Genomic DNA, 20,076 nt, shown 5'->3' with positions numbered 1-20,076 from the left:
CACACACGGGGCGGAGGGGTTATTTGCCTAACAGCCCGGTTTTACGTGCCTGTTCTTCCCACTGCGGTACCACCGTCTTGAGGAATTCCTGCTTTTCGGCGTTCAGCTGCGGCATGTCCATACCCAGCGCCAACTGTGCCTTTTCCTTGGTGGAAATGTCCGGCAACTTGACTTCAGTGGTGATGCCCTTGGTCGCTAGCAGACGGATCAACTGAGTCCGAGCCTGCGCTGCCTGATCGAGCGCGGTACCCAAAATGCGTAGTGCCACTTCTGGCGCATGCATTTGAATACCGTGGGAAGCAATGGAAAAATCCCAGCGCCATTGCGCATGACGGATGTGGGTCAAGATAGGCTTCATCTCGGCTTCGGTCGCTCCGGCATCCCAGGCCGCTTTCGCTTCAAAGTGCGCGTGAACCAGTTGGTCTTCTACCTTCAGCTTGATCTCGTTGATATCCTGCTTACGTTTTTCGACCACCGCCTGCATGCTGGCTTTATCCTGGGTGTGGCAGTTCTTGCAGGTTTGTTCGAAGTTATCGAACGGGTTGCCAATTTTGTGATCGGTATAGATCTTGCCTTCGGCGTTTTGCACTTTCGGCATATGGCAGTCGATACAGGTGACGTTATTCTTGCCATGAATACCCGCGCTCCAGGTTTCATATTCTGGATGTTGGGCTTTTAGCATTGGCGTCTTGGACAGCGGGTTGGTCCAATCGGAGAATTCGATATTGTCGTAATACACTTCCATGTCATCGACCGTGGTGCCCTTGTCCCAAGGGAATTTCACCGCTTTGTCTTTACCATCAAAGTAATACTCAACGTGGCACTGCCCACACACCATCGATTGCTGATCGAAGCGGCCGGCCTTGTCAAACGGCTTACCTATCGTTTCCATGGCACGAGCCGCGTAAGGGCGGGAAAGGTGTAGCGCAGGTTTACCAGCGGCAAAATCAGCGGAAGCGGTATTGTGGCAATCCGCACAGCCGAGGTTATTGACGATTTCCGGCCCGCCACGCGCCCATTTACCGTGGAAGTAGGCCGCTTCGCCCTGTTCGGCGATCACCCTGGCAACGTCCGGGCTTTTGCAGCTCCAGCAGGCCATTGGCAACGGCCCATCTTCTGCCGTTTTCGGTGCACCGGTACGCAAGGATTCACGAATATCCGTGATGGCATAGGCGTGACCACGCGGTTTGTTGTAATCCTTGGCAAACGGGTACCCGGCCCAGAGAATGACCAGGCGCGGGTCGCCGGCCAAAGCATCTACCCGATCGGACTGCTCGGAGGTCGCCTGCCAGGACTTATATTGGTCAGGGTGAGGTGCAGAGAAGGTTTCATTCTTGGCTTCAACCTTCTGCGGTGTGGCGGCAGGTGTCGCCTCTGCCTGTACCGAGAAAGAGAGAAAAACCGCGTACATCCCTGCCAGAAATAGCATCAATAACTTGCTTACCTTATTCATAAGCATCCCATCCATTTTGCCTGCTTGAGAGCAGTGCTTTTATTAGTCGTTAAGTTCTTGTTAGAACAGATTTTCGCCATTACACCGTGCGTAGGGATACCATAGACCACACAAAAAATGTTGTCTTTGGTCAAGTTCCGGCAGGTTGTTCAGTTGTTGATTGAATTTTGCGAGGCAGCGCAAACTCGAACTAACTCTAATGAGTTATTGAAAGATAAGGGGTTGGATGGGGAAACAAAATGATGACACGTACTCGATGTTACTCCTCCCCCCAAAAAAGGAGAGGGACGAGTTCGGTTCGGTAGTCAGAATCTGCGGCATGTTGCCCCTGGCCATCGCGTGCAAAAAAACCGCATTTTTTAATTGACTGACCGTCAGTCAATTACTACCGTAGCGCTACTCCATACAAAAAAGAGGGATTTAATATGGTACGTACAGTGAAAACACCAGAGGTGCGCCGGGCTGAAATTTTGCAGGCGGCAAGCGAGCTGTTTCAGGAAATCGGTTATGAGTCGACCTCTGTTGATTCCATCGTCCGCAGCGCAGGTATCGCCAAGGGGACGTTTTATTACTATTTCAAATCCAAAGATGAAGTCCTGGCAGCGCTGGCACAGCAACTGTGTGCCGAGATGGTTACCCGCTCACAAATCATTGCTGACGATCCGCAACTGGGGGCGATTGAAAAGTTCTGCGCCATCATAGCCTCGCAGAATCAAACCGTAGAAGCCGGGCAGGCTTTGGTTGAGGACTTACACCGCCCAGAGAACCGCGCATTGCATGAGCGCAGCAATATTGAAACGGTGTTGGCATTTGGGCCGATCCTGGCAGCAGTGGTGGAGCAAGGAAACCAGGAAGGCGTTTTTCAGGTTGATGATCCGCTATCGACAGTGCAGTTCATTCTCGCCGGTTCGCTGTTCCTGTTCGGCCACCAGATGTTTAGCTGGACGCCAGAAGAGCAAGCCGCACGTATGCAGGCCATGTTGTTGCTGATTGAGCGCGCCTTCGGTGCCGTTGCCGGGTCTTTTGCCGCCGTATTAGGAGCCAGTATCCAAGGAGGGGAATAAGCTATGATCCCGGTGATCCGTTATTCTCCGCTACGCTTTTTTGGTCTGGTTTTTGCGTTTTCATGGTTACCGTGGGCCATAGCAGCCTATCTGAGCCATTCGCCGGATAGGCAGCAGTCGACGCTCTTCGTGGCTCTGCTGGGATTACTTGGCCCAGCCCTGGCAACAGGGGTGATGATATGGACGGCCCAAGACCGGCGGTTGTGGAGGGATATTCGCAGCAGAGTATTTTCTTTGGCAGGGATAACGCTGGGCCGCACGCTAACCCTATTGGGATTAATTCTGCTGCCGTTACTGACGGCCATTTGGCTGTCAGTGCGGCTAGGTTTGGATACCACCCAGTTTGCTTTTTCCAGCGGTTTTCTGCCCATGCTACCGCTGGCACTGATCGCCTCAATACTGGAGGAACTAGGCTGGCGCGGTTATGGCGTCGATAGCCTGAGGAGCGGTTGGCCAATGCTGTTGCCCACCTCGTTGATATTTTTTGGGCTATGGGCACTCTGGCATTTACCCTTATTCTTTATTGCAGACACCTATCAGCATCAACTATGGCAGGCCGGGGGAATATACGTTACCAACTTTTTTATCAGCATGTTTCCTGCCGCCGTGCTGGCCAATTGGTTCTACTATCGTTGTCAGCGTAGCATTCCGGCAGCCATTTTATTTCACTTTACCCTGGTGATGGCGGCAGAGCTTATGCAGGTTGCACCGCTGACCAAATGTATCTGGACGGCCCTATTATTGTTGATAGCCACTTTACTTATTGCCATTGAACAAGAGCTATTTTTTAAAGAGTAAGTAACATTACGTCATTAACACCTTAAAAAGAATTAAATTTCAGTTATCAGATTATTAGCGGCTGATGGCAACCTTTTGACCTAAATCTGGGATATCTATCATGATAGAAAATAATTTTATATCTTTTCGTAAGCCACTTTTCTCAGTTAATGCCCTATCGCTGGCGGCCATATTATTAACGGGCAATGCCTATGCTGGCGACTGGTCGGTAGGCGCTGCCGTTCTGGCAGAACAGTTACCCTATCGCGACTATGACGCACAATATATACCGCTACCGATTGTGACTTATCAAGGAGAGCAGTTTTTTATTAATAGCCAAGGGATCGGCATTAATCTATTGCGTTCAGAAAAGCACAATCTGCATTTGGCAGTTAACTACTCCCCGCTAAGCTTTAAGCCTGCGGATAGCGACGATCCGGCGATGAAGACGCTGGACAAGCGGCGAGCGACCGCCATGGCAGGCATCGGTTATCAGTATCATGCCGATTGGGGGAGCCTCAACGCTGATATTGCTACCGACGTGCTAGGCTATAGCGATGGGGTGATTGCCGATGTCGGCTATCAGTACCGCTTCCAGTTTGGCAAATTGCAGCTGGTACCCGGTTTCGGCATGCGCTGGCAAAACCGCGCCTTCAATAATTACTATTTTGGTATCAACGAAGGGGAATCACAGCGCAGCGGGATGCCACAATACCGGGCGAAAAGTGGCGTCACATCTTACATTTCTCTCGCCAGCTATTATGCCATTAATAACGACTGGCAGCTGTTCCTGATGGGATTTAATGAGCAGATGAGCGACACGGTGAAAGATAGCCCGATGACCGACCGTGATTATAGTATCAATGCCGTGGCCGGTGTTTTATATAGTTTCTGATCGACATATTATTTGATAATAACCAGCGAGGACTCCCAATACTCATTTATGGGAAGGGACTGTTTTCGCCATAACCCACTGCACCTTAATTTGTGACTAGACAGCTTTTAAGGTGCAGTTTACTTTCTGCCAGGGTAAGGGGGTTTTACGCATCAAGATACTCACATCACTCCCGATAGAGCAAATCCCCATAAATCCCAGTCAGCACCCCACCCGGAGCAAACTGCTTTTTGATCCACTGGGTCACCTGCCCGGTTGCCGCATGCTGTGTCGCCAGCAACATGCTGGAATCCTGCCGTGGGTTATGAATGGCGCGGGTCGCCAATAGCCCTTCCGCTACCGGCTCACGCGCCATATATTCCGGCAGGAATCCAATCCCTTCACCCAAAATCTGGCATTGGCACTTGGTGTTAAAGTCCGGCACCAGGATCGCTTCCTGCCCGTGCAGCAACCAGCCCACCTTCTTGTTGATGGTATGCGCAGTGTCTTCCACCATGATGTTGGGATAAAGCCGTAGCTGGCTCTCGGAGATCGGCTCTGGCATAAACGCCAAGGGATGATCGGGCGCAATGGCGAACACCCAACGGATGGCGCCGATTTCGGTGTAATCAATGCCGCCGCCGTCCAGTAACGTATCCGGTGCGCCAATGGCGATATTGGCCTGGTTGTTGATGATGGAATCCCAGACGCCGTTGTATACCTCGGTGGTCACCGTGATATGGCAGGTGGGGAATTGCTTCTTCAGCACCTGTAACAACCGAGCGGTATGCCGTGGGGTATAGAGCAACTGATTGATACAGATGCGCACACGCGCCTCTATGCCCTGAGAGATGGTATCAATACCGCGCTTGATGGCATGGAAGTCGTTGAGCAGGTCGGTCGCTTTACGGTAGAAGTAAAAGCCGGACTCGGTGAGTTCGATGCTGCGCGTGCTGCGGTTAAACAGCACGACGTCCAGCCCGGTTTCCATCCGTTTGATGGTATAGCTGATGGCCGAGGTCGTCAGATCCAGCTCCTTGGCCGCCTTGCTAAAGCTGCCAAAACGCGCCGTGGTGGTAAATGCCAATAGGTTTTCTTCGGTAAAAATAGAATTCATGACTCCTCCTCCCCCCTGGGCGCATTGTTGAATGTATTTGTAAATCCTATGACACGCAACCAGTATTGAACAAAATTTAACACTGCCATTACAACTGATTTGAAGACAATCACACTTCTGATTATTAGTTTGGAGCCTGATGTGGCGGGAGGTGACAGCCCATTGCCCGCAGAGACGTTTGCCGCGACAAAAGGCGTAAAACATAAGAGAAAGATTGCGCCGACGCACAGTTTGCCTTTATTGTTGAATTACTTTCAATAATTACACCCTTTGCGATGAATGATTCTTAAGCGGATGTTTTTATCCAGCATCTGTTGCTATTCTCAGTAGCAATGAAAGCATCCAAAGCCCACTGGAAAAATAGGGAGCTAGAATATGTCTGATAAAGCGCTAATCACAGAATTTCTTTTTGCGGCGGAACAGGGCGACAGCGACGCGCTGAAAAGCTGCCTGAGTAAAGGGGCTGATATCAATGCCACCAACCGCCAAGGCCGCACCGCAATTACGCTGGCCAGCCTGAATAAACATTACGACTGCGTGGAATTATTAATCGCTGCCGGTGCCGATATTGATAAGCAGGATCAGACCTGTTTTAACCCCTTCCTGCTGAGCTGCCTGAATAATGACTTAACGCTGCTACGCCTGGTATTGCCAGCCAACCCGGATTTGGATCGCTTAACACGCTTTGGCGGCGTGGGTATTACCCCAGCCAGTGAAAAAGGCCACGTCGACATTGTGCGTGAATTATTGACGCGTACCGAAATTAACGTCAACCACACCAATTTTGTCGGTTGGACGCCGCTGCTGGAAGCTATTGTGTTGAATGATGGTGGTGCGAAACAGCAAGAGATTGTCAAATTACTGCTCGATCACGGTGCCAATCCGCATATGACCGACAAATATGGTAAATCTCCCCTGACGCTGGCCCGTGAAAAAGGCTATCACGAAATTGCTGAACTGCTGGTTGCCGCCGGCGCTTAACAGAGGAGAAATGCCATCGCACAGCCGCAGCGGCAGTGCATTACAGCGTTATCGGCGGAGGTGGCGTTCCCCCGCCAGCGGCTAAGTGGGCAGGTCGAACAGGTTTTTTCTCGCGCGGTAAACCTGTTCGTTCCCGAGCAGAACATGCTCTACACGTTATTAAGCGACGAGTACGATAACGCCCCCAATAGTTGTCGCATAGCGCTTAGGCACTGTGACCAGATATTTAGCCCAGGAGATCGCGTCGAGTTTTCTCAGGGTGGCATTGAAATAGGTCAGCATAGTTGGATTGATTTTTCCCACTGTCAGACATGGCAACAGCCTGACCTGTATTTAACCGAAGCAAGCAGAGCATCTATTGCTTGGCACCAATGGGGGGCATGCATTAACCAACAGGCTTCACCCGGTAATTCGCTGTTTAATTACCGTGGCGAGAATATATTTTATCGGGAAATGGCCAGATTATTACAACTGCATCGTGATGCGTTATTTCTGGCGATACGGCACAATGAAGATCCCTACGAAGCCTTACATTCTCTCATTGGTTTGGGAATTGGCCTGACGCCTTCTGGGGATGATTATCTGGTTGGGCTTTTCTCTATATTACTGCTGCCCGGTCATCCAGCGCAAAAGTATCGCGAGGTTTTTCTGGCGGTGCTGAAAAAAGTACAACATAAAACCACGTTGCTAAGCGCTATTACATTAGAGGCGGCAATCAATCAGCGTTACCGACAGGTGATAAGTCACCTGTTAGAAAAATTAGTGCACGACGATCGTCACCTTATTATCGATACCATTAACAAGATTAAACAGATTGGTTCAAGTTCGGGCTGCGACATGCTGTATGGCATGGCCGATGCCTGCCTCTTGACCTCATATTTTGGAGAAAAATATGTCCATCAGGATAGTGGTAAAAAACAACACCTGGTTTGACTCTGTTTCGCTGATGTCTATTTCCACCAAAGCGAACAAACTTGAAGGCGTTGAACAAGCGTTTGTGGCCATGGCCACGGAGATGAACAAAGGAGTGCTGGAAAACCTGGGCTTGTTAACCCCAGAGCTGGAAGCCGCCAAAAACGGCGATCTGATGATCGTGATTAAGGGGGCCAGCGATGAAGCTAACGAGGCCACCCTACAGGCGATCGAAGCCTTGTTCACCCACAAAGATAAAGGTGGTCGCCACGAAGCGCGCTATGCCACTCTCGCCAGTGCGAAAACGCATATTCCGGAGAGCAACCTCGCGGTGATCTCGGTAAACGGGTTGTATGCGGCACGTGAGGCTCGTCAAGCGCTGGAAAACGATCTCAACGTGATGCTGTTCTCCGATAACGTCTCCATCGAGGATGAATTGGCGCTGAAACAGTTGGCGCATGAAAAAGGCCTGCTGATGATGGGGCCAGACTGCGGCACCGCCATCATTAATGGCACCGCTCTGTGCTTTGGTAACGCGGTTCGCCGTGGCAACATCGGTATTATCGGCGCATCCGGCACCGGTAGCCAGGAGCTGAGCGTGCGTATCCATGAGTTTGGCGGCGGCATTTCGCAGCTGATTGGCACCGGCGGGCGCGATCTGAGTGAGAAGATTGGCGGCCGGATGATGCTGGATGCGATAGCGATGCTAGAGAACGACAACGATACAGAAGTGATTGTACTAGTCTCCAAGCCCCCTGCCCCAGCCGTGGCACACACCGTGCTCGAACGGGCCCGTGCCTGCCGTAAACCCGTAGTGGTTTGCTTCCTTGGGCGCAATGAGCCACCAGCCGATGAGCCAGGATTGCAGTTTGCGCGTGCAACCAAGCAGGCAGCGTTAAAGGCCGTGCTGCTTACCGGCATCAAAGAAGAGTCTCTCGACCTGCATCCACTGAACTGGCCGCTGATTGAAGAAGTGCGTGCCAAACTGACACCGCAGCAAAAATACATTCGCGGTCTGTTCTGTGGCGGCACCCTGTGCGACGAAGCGATGTTTGCCGCACTGGAAAAATACGACGACGTCTACAGCAATATTCAACCTGACCCGGCCATGCGCCTGAAAGACCTCAACCGCAGCGTGGCGCACACCTTCCTCGACTTTGGCGATGACGACTTCACCAATGGCAAACCGCACCCGATGATCGACCCAACCAACCGCATCCAACGTCTGTTGCAGGAAGCGCGCGATCCCGAAGTCGGCGTGATCGTGATGGACTTCGTGCTTGGCTTTGGATCTCACGAAGATCCGGTGGGCGTAATGATCGAGGCGATCAAAGAGGCTAAGGCGATTGCGGCCAGCGAGGGCCGACCGTTGGAGATCCTCGGCTATGTGCTAGGTACCGATCTCGATACGCCGTCGCTACAGCAGCAGTGCCAGATGCTCACCGATGCGGGCGTGATCTGGGCTAGCAGCAGCACCAATACCGGATTGCTGGCGCGTGAATTTGTCTGTAAAGGAGGGAAAGCCTGATGAGCCACTCATTATTTAACCAACCGCTGAACGTTATTAACGTCGGTATCGCCATGTTCAGTGATGACCTGAAAAAACAGCATGTGCCAGTAACCCAGCTCGATTGGACTCCGCCGGGCCAGGGCAATATGGCGGTGGTTGAGGCGCTCGATCAGATTGCCTCCCCAGCGCTTGCCGAGAAAGTGGCTGCCGCCAACAAACTGGCGCTGGAACGCATTATTCAGTCGCATCCGGTGCTGGTAGGTTATGACCAGGCAATCAACGTCGTCCCAGGGATGACGCGCAACACCATTTTACATGCAGGCCCGCCGATCACCTGGCAGAAAATGTGCGGTGGGATGAAAGGCGCGGTCACCGGTGCGCTGGTGTTTGAAGGATTGGCAGCCAACCTCGAGGAAGCCGCAGAACTGGCCGCCTCCGGCGAAATCATCTTCTCACCGTGCCATGAGCATGACTGTGTCGGTTCGATGGCGGGTGTGACGTCTGCATCGATGTTCATGCATATCGTAGAAAACAAAACCTACGGCAACCGCGCTTATACCAATATGAGCGAGCAGATGGCGAAGATCCTGCGCATGGGAGCCAATGACCAGAGCGTGATCGACCGCCTGAACTGGATGCGCGATGTGCAAGGACCGATGCTGCGCGATGCCATGAAGCTGGCCGGTGAGATCGACCTGCGGCTGATGCTGGCGCAGGCGCTGCATATGGGCGACGAGTGTCACAACCGCAACAATGCGGGCACCACGCTGCTGATCCAGGCGCTGACGCCGTGGATTATCCAGGCGGGCTATCCGGTTGAGCAGCAGCGCGAGGTCTTCGACTTTGTCGCCAGCAGCGATTACTTCTCCGGCCCAACCTGGATGGCGATGTGCAAAGCGGCGATGGATGCGGCACACGGCATTGAATACAGCACCGTGGTCACCACCATGGCGCGCAACGGCGTTGAGTTTGGTTTGCGCATCAGCGGGCTACCGGGCCAGTGGTTTACCGGCCCGGCACAGCAGGTTATCGGCCCGATGTTTGCAGGCTATAAACCTGAAGACTCGGGGTTGGATATCGGCGACAGCGCCATCACCGAAACCTACGGCATTGGCGGTTTTGCCATGGCGACCGCCCCAGCCATCGTTGCACTGGTAGGGGGCACGGTGGATGAAGCGATTGATTTCTCGCGTCAGATGCGTGAAATCACCCTGGGCGAAAACCCTAACGTCACCATTCCCCTGCTGTCGTTTATGGGGATCCCAACGGCGATCGATATTACCAAGGTCGGCAGCAGCGGCATCCTGCCGGTGATCAACACCGCCATTGCCCATAAAGATGCGGGGATTGGCATGATCGGTGCCGGGATTGTGCACCCACCGTTCACCTGTTTTGAGAAAGCAATACTGAGTTATCGCGACCACTACTGCCAATAAAAAAATAACGGGGCTAACCCAGCGTTAGCCCCACCTGACACCAGAGAGTTGTTCACCTGCAGGACCAATGGCGATCCCGTGGATCGTCGAGAGTTGTTAAACGACCTGTGAAGGATTTTCCATGAACAAAATGAAATTAGAATGGAAACGCGGTGACTGGGCAGCCTACTTCGGGCTGATGACCAATAACCTGACCAACCTGCTCACCATGATGGGGCTGCTCATCTTCGTAGTGGGTATCCCAAAAGAGATCGTCTACGGGCGCATAGCCCCGGCCTTTGGTCTGGCCGTGATGATGGCCAGTATCTGTTACACCTGGTTTGGGCTGCAAATGGCTCGCCAGACCGGGCGGAGCGATGTTACCGCGCTGCCGTCTGGCCCGAGCGCACCGTCTATTTTTACCGTGACCTTCCTGGTGCTGATGCCGGTATATCAGTCCACCGGCGATGCGGACTTTGCCATTTCGATCGGCCTGGTGTGGTGCTTTGTTGAAGCGCTGATCTTGGTGGGCGGCTCTTTTCTCGGCGAAACCATCCGCAAGATGATCCCGCGCACCGTGCTGCTCTCCTGCCTTTCCGGCCTGGGGCTGTTGCTGCTGGCGATGAACCCGATGCTGCAAGCGTTCGAAGCGCCAACCGTTTCGTTCATCGTGCTGCTGCTGATCTTTATCAACTGGTTTGGCAAAAAGCCCATATTCGCCCGCATTCCGACCGGTTTGCTGCTGCTGATCGCCGGTACCGTGCTGGCGTGGATCTCCGGCCTGCAAAGCCCAGATGCGATTAAAGCCTCGATGTCTTCCTTTGGCTTTAACCCGCCAGGATTCCATGTCGACAGCTTTATGCAGGGCCTGCCACACGCGCTGCCATATCTGGCCTCTGCCGTCCCGCTGGGATTGGCGAACTACATCTTTGACCTGGAAAACATCGAGAGTGCCCACGCCGCCGGGGATGAATACAACACCCGCAAAGTGATGATGGCCAACGGCCTCTCCTCCATGTTCGGCTGCCTGCTGGGCAACCCGTTCCCGGTGACCGTGTATGTCGGCCACGCCGGTTGGAAAGCCATGGGGGCCAGCATTGGTTACACCTTGGCTTCTGGCTTGACGATGTTCCTGGTACCGCTGTTCGGGCTGGGTGCCTTTATGTTGGCGGTGATCCCGATGACGGCGATCGTGCCTATCCTGGTGTTTATCGGCGTGGTCACCGCCAACCAGGTGGTGAGGGAAACGCCGAAAATCGAAGTCCCGGTGATCTTCATCTGTCTATTCCCGTGGATTGCCAACTGGGGCTTAACCGTGGTTAACAGCGTGCTGGGGGCGGCGGGCACCTCGGGAGCCAAGCTGGGCGCAGAGTTGCTGCACAGTAAAGGCGTGTATTACCAGGGGCTGGTGCATTTGGGTAGCGGTGCGCCGCTGGCCAGTATGCTTTGGGGATGTGTCGCGATTTTCGCCATCATCAACAAACCGCTGCGTGGTGCGGTAGCGGCGGCAACCGGTGCGCTGCTGGCGCTGTTCGGCGTGATCCATGCGCCAGCCGTGGGCTTTGCCGAGGGAAGCTCGTTGCTGTTCACGCTGGCTTACCTGATGATGTCGGCCATGTTTGTACTGAAGCATTTTCTCGATAGCCGTGAAACGGTGGCTGCCGCAGTGCAGGAACCCAGCAAGACAGCCTAAGCCCTCACCCCAACCCTCTCCCACAGGGAGAGGGAGCTGCCCGGCATCTTGGATAAGGCTGTGCGGCTTCGGAAAGTAGGGCATAAGAACAACAAATACAAGGTATTACACAGGGCAATCAGCACACTCGATCGGTTCCCTCTCCCTCTGGGAGAGGGTTAGGGTGAGGGGACATTTATAGACTCCCGCCCCTGTTTAAACGGCCATTTTAATCGGAAGACCCAGATGAAAGAACTCGTGGTGGTTGCCATTGGTGGCAACAGCATTATCAAAGACAACGCCAGCCAGACCGTAGAACATCAGGCCGAGGCGGTGAAAAAGGTCGCAGACTCGGTGCTGGAGATGCTGGCATCGGATTACCACATCGTACTCACCCACGGCAACGGCCCGCAGGTGGGGCTGGAGTTGCGCCGTGCCGAAGTGGCTCACGAACATGAAGGGCTACCGCTGACCCCGCTGGCCAACTGCGTGGCGGATACCCAAGGCGGTATCGGCTATCTCATTCAGCAGGCACTCAACAACCGCCTGGCGCAGCATGGCGGGCAGAAAGCGGTAACCGTCATCACGCAGGTTGAAGTGGATAAACAGGATCCCGCCTTCACTAACCCCACTAAACCTATCGGCGCTTTCTTTAGCGAACCACAGCGCGATGCGTTATTGCAGCAATACCCAAGCTGGCGGTTTGTCGAGGACTCTGGCCGCGGCTATCGCCGGGTGGTCGCCTCACCGGAACCCATCAGGATCGTGGAAGCCGACGCAATCAAGGCACTCACGCAGCAAGGGTTTGTGGTGATCGGCGCGGGTGGCGGTGGCATCCCTGTCGCGCGTGATCCACAAGGGGATTACCAAAGCGTCGATGCGGTGATCGATAAAGATCTCTCCACTGCCCTGCTCGCCAGGGAAATCCGCGCCGACGTGCTGGTGATCACCACTGGCGTAGAGAAAGTGTGCATTCACTTCGGCAAACCGAATCAGCAGGCGTTAGGCCAGGTGAACGTGGCCGAAATGACCCGCTATATGGCAGAGGGGCACTTCCCTGCTGGCAGCATGCTGCCGAAGATCGTCGCCAGCCTGGCGTTCTTGCGCGATGGCGGCAAACGCGTCGTCATCACCTCGCCGGATTGCCTCCCCGCCGCACTGCGCGGTGAAACGGGCACCCATATCGTTAACCTCTGAGAGGGAAGAACAGATGAATGAGAACAAAAGCCGCCGTGAGTTTTTGAGCCATAGTGGCAAAGTGGCTGCGGCCTGCGCACTATTGGGTGCAACCTCCTCCGTCGGTTATGCTGCTACCCCGGCAACCGCGAACTGTGAGACGGACCAGCGCATGAAAATTAGCGACAAACACTATTATCTGGATAACGTACTGCTGGAGGCGGGTTTCGAATTTGACGGAGCAACGCCGGTCAGTACCCACACCGAACTGAAAACGCTGGAAATCAACCAGGGCAAGATCGTTGCCCTGCGCGATAACCGCCAGCATGCGGACAGTACGCTGCCGGTCTACGACGCTGGCGGCAAACTGATGCTGCCCGCCATGCGTGATATGCACATCCATCTGGACAAAACCTTTTACGGCGGCCCATGGCGTTCGCTGAATCGCCCGGCGGGTACCACCATCAAGGATATGATTCGGCTGGAGCAGAAACTGCTGCCGGAGCTGCAACCTTACACCCAAGAACGGGCCGAAAAGCTGATCGATCTGATTCAGTCTTACGGTTCCACTACCGCTCGCAGCCATTGCAACGTTGAGCCAACCTCCGGCCTGAAAAACCTGGAGAATCTGCAAGAAGTGCTGGCACGTCGCAAGTCTGGCTTTGACTGTGAAATTGTCGCGTTCCCACAGCATGGCTTGCTGTATTCGAAATCAGAACCGCTGATGCGTGAGGCAATGCAGGCAGGAGCACACTACGTCGGTGGCCTGGACCCGACCAACGTCGATGGCGCAATGGAAAAGTCGCTCGATAGCATGTTCCAGATCGCGCTGGATTATAACAAAGGGGTGGACATCCACCTGCACGAAACCAGCCCGGCAGGCATTGCGGCGGTGAACTACATGGTGGCAACCGTCGAGAAAACGCCACAACTCAAGGGCAAACTGACCATTAGCCACGCCTTTGCGTTGGCGATGATGAATGAACAGCAGGTCGATGAAATCGCCACCCGCATGGCGGCGCAGCAAATCACTATTGCCAGCACGGTACCGATTGGCACTATGCATATGCCACTCAGCCAACTGCGCAAGAAAGGCGTGTTCTTGATGACCGGCACCGACAGCGTGATCGACCACTGGTCGCCGTATGGCCTGGGTGACATGTTGGAGAAAGCCAATCTCTATGCCCTGCTCTACATTCGCCCGAATGAGGGAACCTTATCGCGCTCGCTGGCTATCGCCACCGGTGATGTCTTACCGCTGAACGATAAGGGCGAACGCGTATGGCCGAAAGCCAAGGACGATGCCAGCTTCGTGCTGGTTGATGCTTCCTGCTCCGCCGAGGCGGTAGCGCGTATTTCCCCAAGGACCGCCACGTTCCATAAGGGCGAGATGGTTTGGGGTCACGTTGGGCAAGGGAGCAAGGCTTGATATATTGGGTTACTGTTGTTCATGGTGACGACTAGGGGCGCTGCATGCAGCGCCCCTAGGGTATAAGCCGGTTAAAACCTGGTTATTATCAGCTTAAATCCACATCCTTGCTGCCAAACAGCCAGGTCAGAATAAATCCGGCAATATAGGAGATCAATATACCGGCGACATACACCAACATCCCGGCGAAAATCCCCTTGGCTGAGGTCATTAATGGAATCGACACCAGACCCGAAGGACCAAACACCGTATTCAGCCCCACCGGCAACCCCATCCAGGCAACCAGACCGATAAAGAAACCACCGACCGCGCCCCCCAGACAGGCAGTAACGAATGGCTTCAGGCGCGGTAAGGTGACACCATAAATCAGCGGCTCCCCAATCCCCAGCAGACCGGGGAAAATGGCCCCTTTAATCTGGGTACGCAGCAGAGAGCCTTTAGGCGAGCGAGCAAACAGCGCCAGCGACGCCCCCACCTGCCCTGCACCGGCCATCGCCAGAATAGGGAACAGCGAGTTAAAGCCCTGCGCATCCATCAAGGCAAAGTAAACCGGCACAAAGCCCTGATGAATGCCAAATACGACGGCAATCAGGAACAACCCGGCCAGAATGGCGGTGCCGAACGGGTTGCCGTTCAGGTGCATAAACAGCCATGACATGCCCTTAAACAACTCACCGCCAACCGGCATAATCACCACAAAGGTAATGGCGCCAGTGATCAGCAGGGTAATTGACGAAGTCAGGATCATATCCAGATTATCGGGGATCACCCGACGTACCTGCCTTTCGATCCATGCGCCCAAGATACAGGCCAGTAGAACCCCAATGATGTTACCGCGTGGGTCGATCGCCAGCCCAAAAAAGTCGCTCATCCCTGCGTAGTAGCCGGTAGTCCCTTCTGGTACATAGCGTAAAACAAACAGCGAAGCGATGATCGCACCGTTAACCCCGGTGCCACCAAAGGCCTTCTGAGTGTTAAAGCCAATCAGGATACTGAGGAAGGTAAACAAACCGATGCTGAACACTTTCATGTAAGCGATCAGCCCTTTGAGCCATGCGGCCGGCGCCACGCCCTCCACGATCAGCGTTTGCTGCATCAGGGTAGCGATCCCCAACAACAACCCTGCGGCAATAAAACCTGGGATCAACGGCGTAAAAATCGTGGCAAACTTAGTCAGAAAATTATGCACCGCGCTATTTTGCTTGGCTTTCATCTGCTGCTTGTTTTCACTTGCCAAGGCCTGCAAGTCAGCTTGCTCGGCATTTCCCCGTTCCTGCTGCGGCTGCGCCGTTAACAACGCATTCATCATCTCGCTGGCAGTTTGCGCTTTGCCAGGGCCGAGGATAACCTGCAGTTGATCGTCGCCGTTAACTACCCCCATTACGCCAGGGATCTTCTTCAACTCATCGACTCGTATTTGCTGACGATCTTTTAACGTCAGACGCAGCCTGGTCATGCAGTTACCGCAGATAATGATATTTTTACTGCCACCCACCAGGAGTAAAATTTGCTCTATCATAGGAACGGTGATTTTCGCCATGGTTATGCCTGTATCCCTTGCAGTGCTTGACGGATAAATCCTTTGTTTTTACTCAAAACCGCGCTGGCCTCAGGTGCAGACAAGCCGCCGAGGATCATGACAATCGCGGTTTTGCAGTGGCGCTGACATTGATTAAGTGCCTCTTCCGCCTCTTCCGGGCTGCACTCCGTGGCTTCGACCACGATATTAACCTGGCGCTGTATAAGCTTGGCGTTGGTGGCCTCCACATCGACCATCAGGTTGCTGTAAACCTTGCCGCTGCGGATCATCGCACCGGTGGTGATCATATTCAGAATTAACTTCTGCGCCGTTCCCGCTTTCATGCGCGACGACCCCGTCACCACTTCTGGGCCCACCACCGGTTCAATGGCGATATCCGCCGCCTGGCTCATTGCGCTATTTGGATTGCATGAGATGGCCACGGCAGTCGCCCCAACGCTACGAGCATACGCCATAGCCCCCAGTACATAAGGGGTGCGGCCACTCGCTGCGATACCAACCAGCACATCACGTGCATTGAAACCGAGATTACGCAGATCCTGTTCGCCCATTTGCGGATTATCTTCGGCATTTTCTACCGCCTGTAAAATCGCGGTATGGCCCCCTGCGATCAGCCCAACCACCTGCTCACGCGGTGTACCGTATGTTGGTGGGCACTCACTGGCATCCAGGATCCCCAACCGGCCAGAAGTCCCCGCACCGCAATAAATCAATCGGCCACCGCAGGCAAAAGCGTCTACCACCAGATCCACTACCCTGGCGATTGCTGGCAAGGTAGCAGCTACCGCCAGCGGCACTTTTTGGTCTTCGCTGTTGATCACGGCGAGCATATCCAGAGTGGGCAACGTATCAATTTGCGAACTGGCCGGGTTGCGGCTTTCCGTCACCATCTGGCTTAAATTTATCTTCATAGGGGCTTCCAATGGGTTAAGATTTTCGACAATGTTAAGGAATTATTTATTCGGCAAATGTGATAATCGTCACGGTAAGTCGATTCCAGGCGCGAGGTAAAGCAGGAATAAAGCGCAAAAAAAACCGCCATTTAAATTTTAATTTTCAACAATTTCAAATAAATAAGTCAAAGGAATGAAAAGCCCCCGAACTGGAATAATCTATTACACACAGTGGAGATATTGTTGATGTCAGTCCTGAACGAAATCACCTGGTTGCTGCCAAGCCTGGCCGAAAACCAGCAAAAAATCGCTAAATATATCCTTGATAACCCGGAAGCCGTCCTGAGCATGTCTTCATCCCAGTTTGCTGAAGATGCTGGAGTCAGCCAGTCAGCCATCGTCAAGTTTAGCCAGAAAATCGGCATGAAAGGCTTCCCCGCACTGAAAATTGCCATCAGTGAGGAGCTGGGCAGAAATAACCTGTTCAAGTCCTCTCCGCATAAGGCCTTGCATAACGCCATCTCGTCGGAAGATTCTTTGATGGTGGTGGCACAAAAACTGGCTCATGAGAAAAATACCGCCATCGTAGAGACGACAAAAAGGATCGATTTCCCCATTTTCCAACGGGTGGTTGATATCATCGATAACGCTCAACGCGTGCAGATCGTGGGTATTTGGGGCTCGGGCCTCACCGCCAAAGATTTGAGCTACAAATTACAAAAGATCGGTATCCTGAGCCTGGTGGAAGCCGACCTTCACGTCCAGATCGCCACCGCACAGGCGCTAACCCCCAAAGACGTTCAAATCGTTATTTCTTTCAGTGGCCGCAGGAAAGATATGCATATCGCCGCCTCGATGGCCAAAGCACAGGGAGCGACGGTGGTCGCCATAACCGGCAGCAAGGACAATCCTTTAGCCAAAATAGCCGATTATGTATTGGAAAGTGTCTCTGATGAAAACGAGTGGCGGAGTTCTTCGATTTCGTCCAGAACCGCACAGAATACCCTGACGGATTTGATTTTCCTGGCGTTAATGCAACGACGCAAAGAGATAGCCAAACCTCTGGTGCTGAATGCGAGCATGACCATTAATAATCTGGACGACTGACCAGCAGAAAAAACCGAATACCATTAAAACAATGACAAGAATTATCTTAACTTTTTATGACAGGGTTAAAATAATTACCGCAAGATATTCTTGCCCTTAAAGGGTTATTCTTTGCTCGCCCCCTTTACCAATCAAGCTGGTCGATACAATGCCGGTTTAAAAAACCGGCATTATTCCTTTACGCATCACAAACACGAATCGATCAACTGTGATAATTATCACTTTATTACCTGATTTGGAATGTACAATCGCCGGAAATTGATACCTCGGAGTCATCCCATGAAAAAAATAATACCGGCCATCTTTTTATTTAGTGCCGGAAGCTACGCGGCCGCTATTCCAGAAGCCCAACTAAAAGAAATGTGGCTTTCCCCCAAAGACGCGGCTGAAAAGCTCAGTGTCGACATGAGTTTTGCAGAAAAACTCGGGCAAATGTTGATGGTTGACATTCGTTCCTGGGATGAAGACAGTAGCGAAAGTAAAACGCCTTTTATTGAGATGAATACCCACGTCAGTAAAATGATGACTGACTATCATTTGGGTTCAGTGATCCTGTTCCGTGAAAACCTGATTAATACCCCACAAACGGTTGAGTTGATTAATAATTTCCAGCACGCACGGACTAATTTACCGCTGTTTATCAGTACCGATCAGGAAGGCGGATATGTTACTCGTCTACGTGTGGGCACCGAGATGCCGGGCAATATGGCCTTGGGGGCTACCGGTGTGGCCGATTTAGCCAAACAGGCTGGGAATATTCATGGTTATGAGTTAACCAGCCTTGGGTTTAACTTTAACTTTGGGCCGGTAGTGGATGTGAATAACAACCAGAATAACCCAGTCATCGGCGTTCGCTCTTATTCCGACGATCCGATTCTGGTTGGGAAATTAGCTCGCAGCTATATCGAAGGTATTCACCAATATCCGGTGCTCACCTCTCTGAAGCACTTCCCTGGGCATGGCAACGTCGCCTCGGATACCCATTTTGCCCTCCCCAGCGTCAACACGGATAAGGCTTCATGGCAACAGACCGAACTGAAACCCTTTGTCGACGTGATGCCCGATACCGATGCCATCATGACCGCCCATGTGGTGGTGCCAGCGCTTGATAGCACCCTCCTGACCAACATCAAGGGAGAGAAAGTCGGTACCCCGGCCACCTTATCCAAAGCAATCTTGACCGATACCCTGCGTAATCAACTCAAGTTTGATGGGCTGATCCTGACGGATGCCATGGACATGGGGGCCATTACCGGCAATTTTGACCGTCATTGGTCCATCAAGCAGGCTATTTTAGCCGGTAATGATATTGTCTTGATGCCTATAGGGATTAAAGACAGCGCCAGTATTGAACAACTCGGCGAACTGTATGCTTATTTGCAGGCAGAAGCGGAAAAAGATCCGGTGCTGAAACGACGCATTGAAGATTCTGCGCAGCGGGTGATTTATACCAAGCTCAGCAAACGCATCTCCCCTGCGCCTCATGATGCTGCCACGGCTGAAACCATTGTCGCCTCCAAGGCGCACAAGGATCTGGAAAACGCCATTTCGGAGCAGGCCATTACGCTGATCAAAAACGACCGGGTGCTGCCTTATGCGCTTAAAGCACAAAACAACATCATGGTCTTTTCGGACGAAGGCCCGCGCAATGAGCTAATCAACAAGCATTTAGCTCAGATTGCCAATGAGTTGAAAGTGGGCTTAAACGTCAAAGATCAGGTGGTTAAGCTGGATCAGGACACATTAACAACGGAAGAAATTGAGCAGCAACTGCAAGATCAACAGTTGGTTATCCTGGCCACCTACAACCTGAAGCTCAACCCGGCCAACGCCCAACGAATCATCGACGTCGCCAATAAGCAAAATATCCCTCTGGTGGTGATTGCAACGCGTAATCCCTATGACATCGCTTATTTATCGGGCGTAAAAGCCAATATTGCGATTTATGGTATTACCGGTTTTGATGTGACCAATAACGTCCGTAACAGCCTGGAAACCAACATTCGCAGTGGTTTAAGAACGCTATTCAAGGGGCCAACAGGGGAGAGCCTCGCAACGCCTCACGGTAAATTACCGGTTGATATTAAAACACCAGATAATAATAACGTGCTCTACCCACGCGGTTACGGATTAACAGCATTATAATATCTCCGAAG

General features: G+C 52.8%; 16 protein-coding genes. 12 read left to right on the top strand and 4 right to left on the bottom strand.

All coding sequences use genetic code 11. From position 1 onward, the window contains the following. Positions 1 to 19: 19 nt before the first annotated feature. Positions 20 to 1,429, bottom strand: a complete 1,410-nt coding sequence (gene nrfA / locus KGP16_RS07125) for an ammonia-forming nitrite reductase cytochrome c552 subunit (protein WP_337925235.1) — start codon at positions 1,427 to 1,429, stop codon at positions 20 to 22. A gap of 449 nt (positions 1,430 to 1,878) precedes the next feature. Between nrfA and KGP16_RS07120 the strand changes: the two genes are divergently transcribed. The 3 genes from KGP16_RS07120 to KGP16_RS07110 all read left to right on the top strand — a co-directional run bounded on the left by KGP16_RS07120 (position 1,879) and on the right by KGP16_RS07110 (position 4,189). After that, the gene (locus KGP16_RS07120) at positions 1,879 to 2,517 is read left to right on the top strand and encodes a TetR/AcrR family transcriptional regulator (RefSeq protein WP_021805370.1); all 639 of its coding nucleotides are present in this window, start codon (positions 1,879 to 1,881) and stop codon (positions 2,515 to 2,517) included. A gap of 3 nt (positions 2,518 to 2,520) precedes the next feature. Then, a complete protein-coding gene (locus KGP16_RS07115; RefSeq protein WP_223501080.1) occupies positions 2,521 to 3,315 on the top strand; it encodes a CPBP family intramembrane glutamic endopeptidase in 795 nt (264 codons plus the stop codon). Positions 3,316 to 3,415: 100 nt separating this feature from the next. Then, a complete protein-coding gene (locus tag KGP16_RS07110; protein ID WP_223501078.1) occupies positions 3,416 to 4,189 on the top strand; it encodes a MipA/OmpV family protein in 774 nt (257 codons plus the stop codon). Between the two features lie 166 nt (positions 4,190 to 4,355). On the opposite strand, the gene KGP16_RS07105 is transcribed toward KGP16_RS07110, so the two are convergent. Beyond that, complete coding sequence (locus KGP16_RS07105; RefSeq protein WP_021180041.1) at positions 4,356 to 5,285, bottom strand: LysR substrate-binding domain-containing protein; 930 nt, start codon at positions 5,283 to 5,285, stop codon at positions 4,356 to 4,358. Positions 5,286 to 5,660: 375 nt separating this feature from the next. Between KGP16_RS07105 and KGP16_RS07100 the strand changes: the two genes are divergently transcribed. The 7 genes from KGP16_RS07100 (at position 5,661) to KGP16_RS07070 (ending at position 14,380) form a co-directional block, all read left to right on the top strand. Next, positions 5,661 to 6,266 carry an ankyrin repeat domain-containing protein gene (locus tag KGP16_RS07100; protein ID WP_021805376.1) on the top strand — a complete coding sequence of 202 codons (606 nt, stop codon included), beginning with the start codon at positions 5,661 to 5,663 and terminating at the stop codon, positions 6,264 to 6,266. Between the two features lie 39 nt (positions 6,267 to 6,305). Beyond that, a complete protein-coding gene (locus tag KGP16_RS07095) occupies positions 6,306 to 7,199 on the top strand; it encodes a DUF2877 domain-containing protein (protein WP_223501503.1) in 894 nt (297 codons plus the stop codon). Beyond that, entirely contained in the window at positions 7,159 to 8,706 is a 1,548-nt protein-coding gene (gene fdrA / locus KGP16_RS07090) for an acyl-CoA synthetase FdrA (RefSeq protein WP_094981146.1), read from the top strand. The genes KGP16_RS07095 and fdrA overlap by 41 nt, the downstream gene beginning before the upstream one ends. After that, positions 8,706 to 10,124 carry a DUF1116 domain-containing protein gene (locus KGP16_RS07085; RefSeq protein WP_115158728.1) on the top strand — a complete coding sequence of 473 codons (1,419 nt, stop codon included), beginning with the start codon at positions 8,706 to 8,708 and terminating at the stop codon, positions 10,122 to 10,124. Before fdrA ends, KGP16_RS07085 begins: the two co-directional genes overlap by 1 nt. Positions 10,125 to 10,245: 121 nt before the next feature. Continuing rightward, positions 10,246 to 11,796, top strand: a complete 1,551-nt coding sequence (locus tag KGP16_RS07080) for a xanthine permease (RefSeq protein WP_223501076.1) — start codon at positions 10,246 to 10,248, stop codon at positions 11,794 to 11,796. 225 nt (positions 11,797 to 12,021) lie between these two features. Then, entirely contained in the window at positions 12,022 to 12,972 is a 951-nt protein-coding gene (locus KGP16_RS07075) for a carbamate kinase family protein (RefSeq protein ID WP_021180048.1), read from the top strand. Between the two features lie 13 nt (positions 12,973 to 12,985). Beyond that, positions 12,986 to 14,380: an amidohydrolase family protein gene (locus KGP16_RS07070; RefSeq protein WP_223501075.1), complete on the top strand. Its 1,395-nt coding sequence runs from the start codon at positions 12,986 to 12,988 to the stop codon at positions 14,378 to 14,380. Positions 14,381 to 14,468: 88 nt separating this feature from the next. On the opposite strand, the gene murP is transcribed toward KGP16_RS07070, so the two are convergent. Continuing rightward, positions 14,469 to 15,920, bottom strand: coding sequence for a PTS N-acetylmuramic acid transporter subunit IIBC (gene murP / locus KGP16_RS07065; RefSeq protein ID WP_021805384.1), 1,452 nt, complete (start codon positions 15,918 to 15,920; stop codon positions 14,469 to 14,471). 2 nt (positions 15,921 to 15,922) lie between these two features. Next, positions 15,923 to 16,831 carry an N-acetylmuramic acid 6-phosphate etherase gene (gene murQ, locus KGP16_RS07060; protein WP_021805385.1) on the bottom strand — a complete coding sequence of 303 codons (909 nt, stop codon included), beginning with the start codon at positions 16,829 to 16,831 and terminating at the stop codon, positions 15,923 to 15,925. Between the two features lie 228 nt (positions 16,832 to 17,059). Here murQ and KGP16_RS07055 point away from each other — a divergent pair, with 228 nt between their 5' ends. Together KGP16_RS07055 and KGP16_RS07050 are read left to right on the top strand one after the other, a co-directional pair. Beyond that, complete coding sequence (locus KGP16_RS07055) at positions 17,060 to 17,920, top strand: SIS domain-containing protein (RefSeq protein WP_059200098.1); 861 nt, start codon at positions 17,060 to 17,062, stop codon at positions 17,918 to 17,920. Positions 17,921 to 18,199: 279 nt separating this feature from the next. Then, entirely contained in the window at positions 18,200 to 20,065 is a 1,866-nt protein-coding gene (locus KGP16_RS07050) for a glycoside hydrolase family 3 protein (protein ID WP_223501074.1), read from the top strand. Positions 20,066 to 20,076: the final 11 nt, after the last annotated feature.

It is taken from the genome of Serratia sp. JSRIV006, assembly GCF_019968685.1.
Lineage (GTDB): Bacteria > Pseudomonadota > Gammaproteobacteria > Enterobacterales > Enterobacteriaceae > Chania > Chania fonticola_B.
This window is presented reverse-complemented; position numbering and strand designations above follow the sequence as displayed.

Bases quoted from the DNA above. Each gene is read 5' to 3' on its own strand.
- nrfA (WP_337925235.1), bottom strand. From the start codon at position 1,429: ATGCTATTTCTGGCAGGGATGTACGCGGTTTTTCTCTCTTTCTCGGTA.
- KGP16_RS07120 (WP_021805370.1), top strand. From the start codon at position 1,879: ATGGTACGTACAGTGAAAACACCAGAGGTGCGCCGGGCTGAAATTTTG.
- KGP16_RS07115 (WP_223501080.1), top strand. From the start codon at position 2,521: ATGATCCCGGTGATCCGTTATTCTCCGCTACGCTTTTTTGGTCTGGTT.
- KGP16_RS07110 (WP_223501078.1), top strand. From the start codon at position 3,416: ATGATAGAAAATAATTTTATATCTTTTCGTAAGCCACTTTTCTCAGTT.
- KGP16_RS07105 (WP_021180041.1), bottom strand. From the start codon at position 5,285: ATGAATTCTATTTTTACCGAAGAAAACCTATTGGCATTTACCACCACG.
- KGP16_RS07100 (WP_021805376.1), top strand. From the start codon at position 5,661: ATGTCTGATAAAGCGCTAATCACAGAATTTCTTTTTGCGGCGGAACAG.
- fdrA (WP_094981146.1), top strand. From the start codon at position 7,159: ATGTCCATCAGGATAGTGGTAAAAAACAACACCTGGTTTGACTCTGTT.
- KGP16_RS07085 (WP_115158728.1), top strand. From the start codon at position 8,706: ATGAGCCACTCATTATTTAACCAACCGCTGAACGTTATTAACGTCGGT.
- KGP16_RS07080 (WP_223501076.1), top strand. From the start codon at position 10,246: ATGAACAAAATGAAATTAGAATGGAAACGCGGTGACTGGGCAGCCTAC.
- KGP16_RS07075 (WP_021180048.1), top strand. From the start codon at position 12,022: ATGAAAGAACTCGTGGTGGTTGCCATTGGTGGCAACAGCATTATCAAA.
- KGP16_RS07070 (WP_223501075.1), top strand. From the start codon at position 12,986: ATGAATGAGAACAAAAGCCGCCGTGAGTTTTTGAGCCATAGTGGCAAA.
- murP (WP_021805384.1), bottom strand. From the start codon at position 15,920: ATGGCGAAAATCACCGTTCCTATGATAGAGCAAATTTTACTCCTGGTG.
- murQ (WP_021805385.1), bottom strand. From the start codon at position 16,831: ATGAAGATAAATTTAAGCCAGATGGTGACGGAAAGCCGCAACCCGGCC.
- KGP16_RS07055 (WP_059200098.1), top strand. From the start codon at position 17,060: ATGTCAGTCCTGAACGAAATCACCTGGTTGCTGCCAAGCCTGGCCGAA.
- KGP16_RS07050 (WP_223501074.1), top strand. From the start codon at position 18,200: ATGAAAAAAATAATACCGGCCATCTTTTTATTTAGTGCCGGAAGCTAC.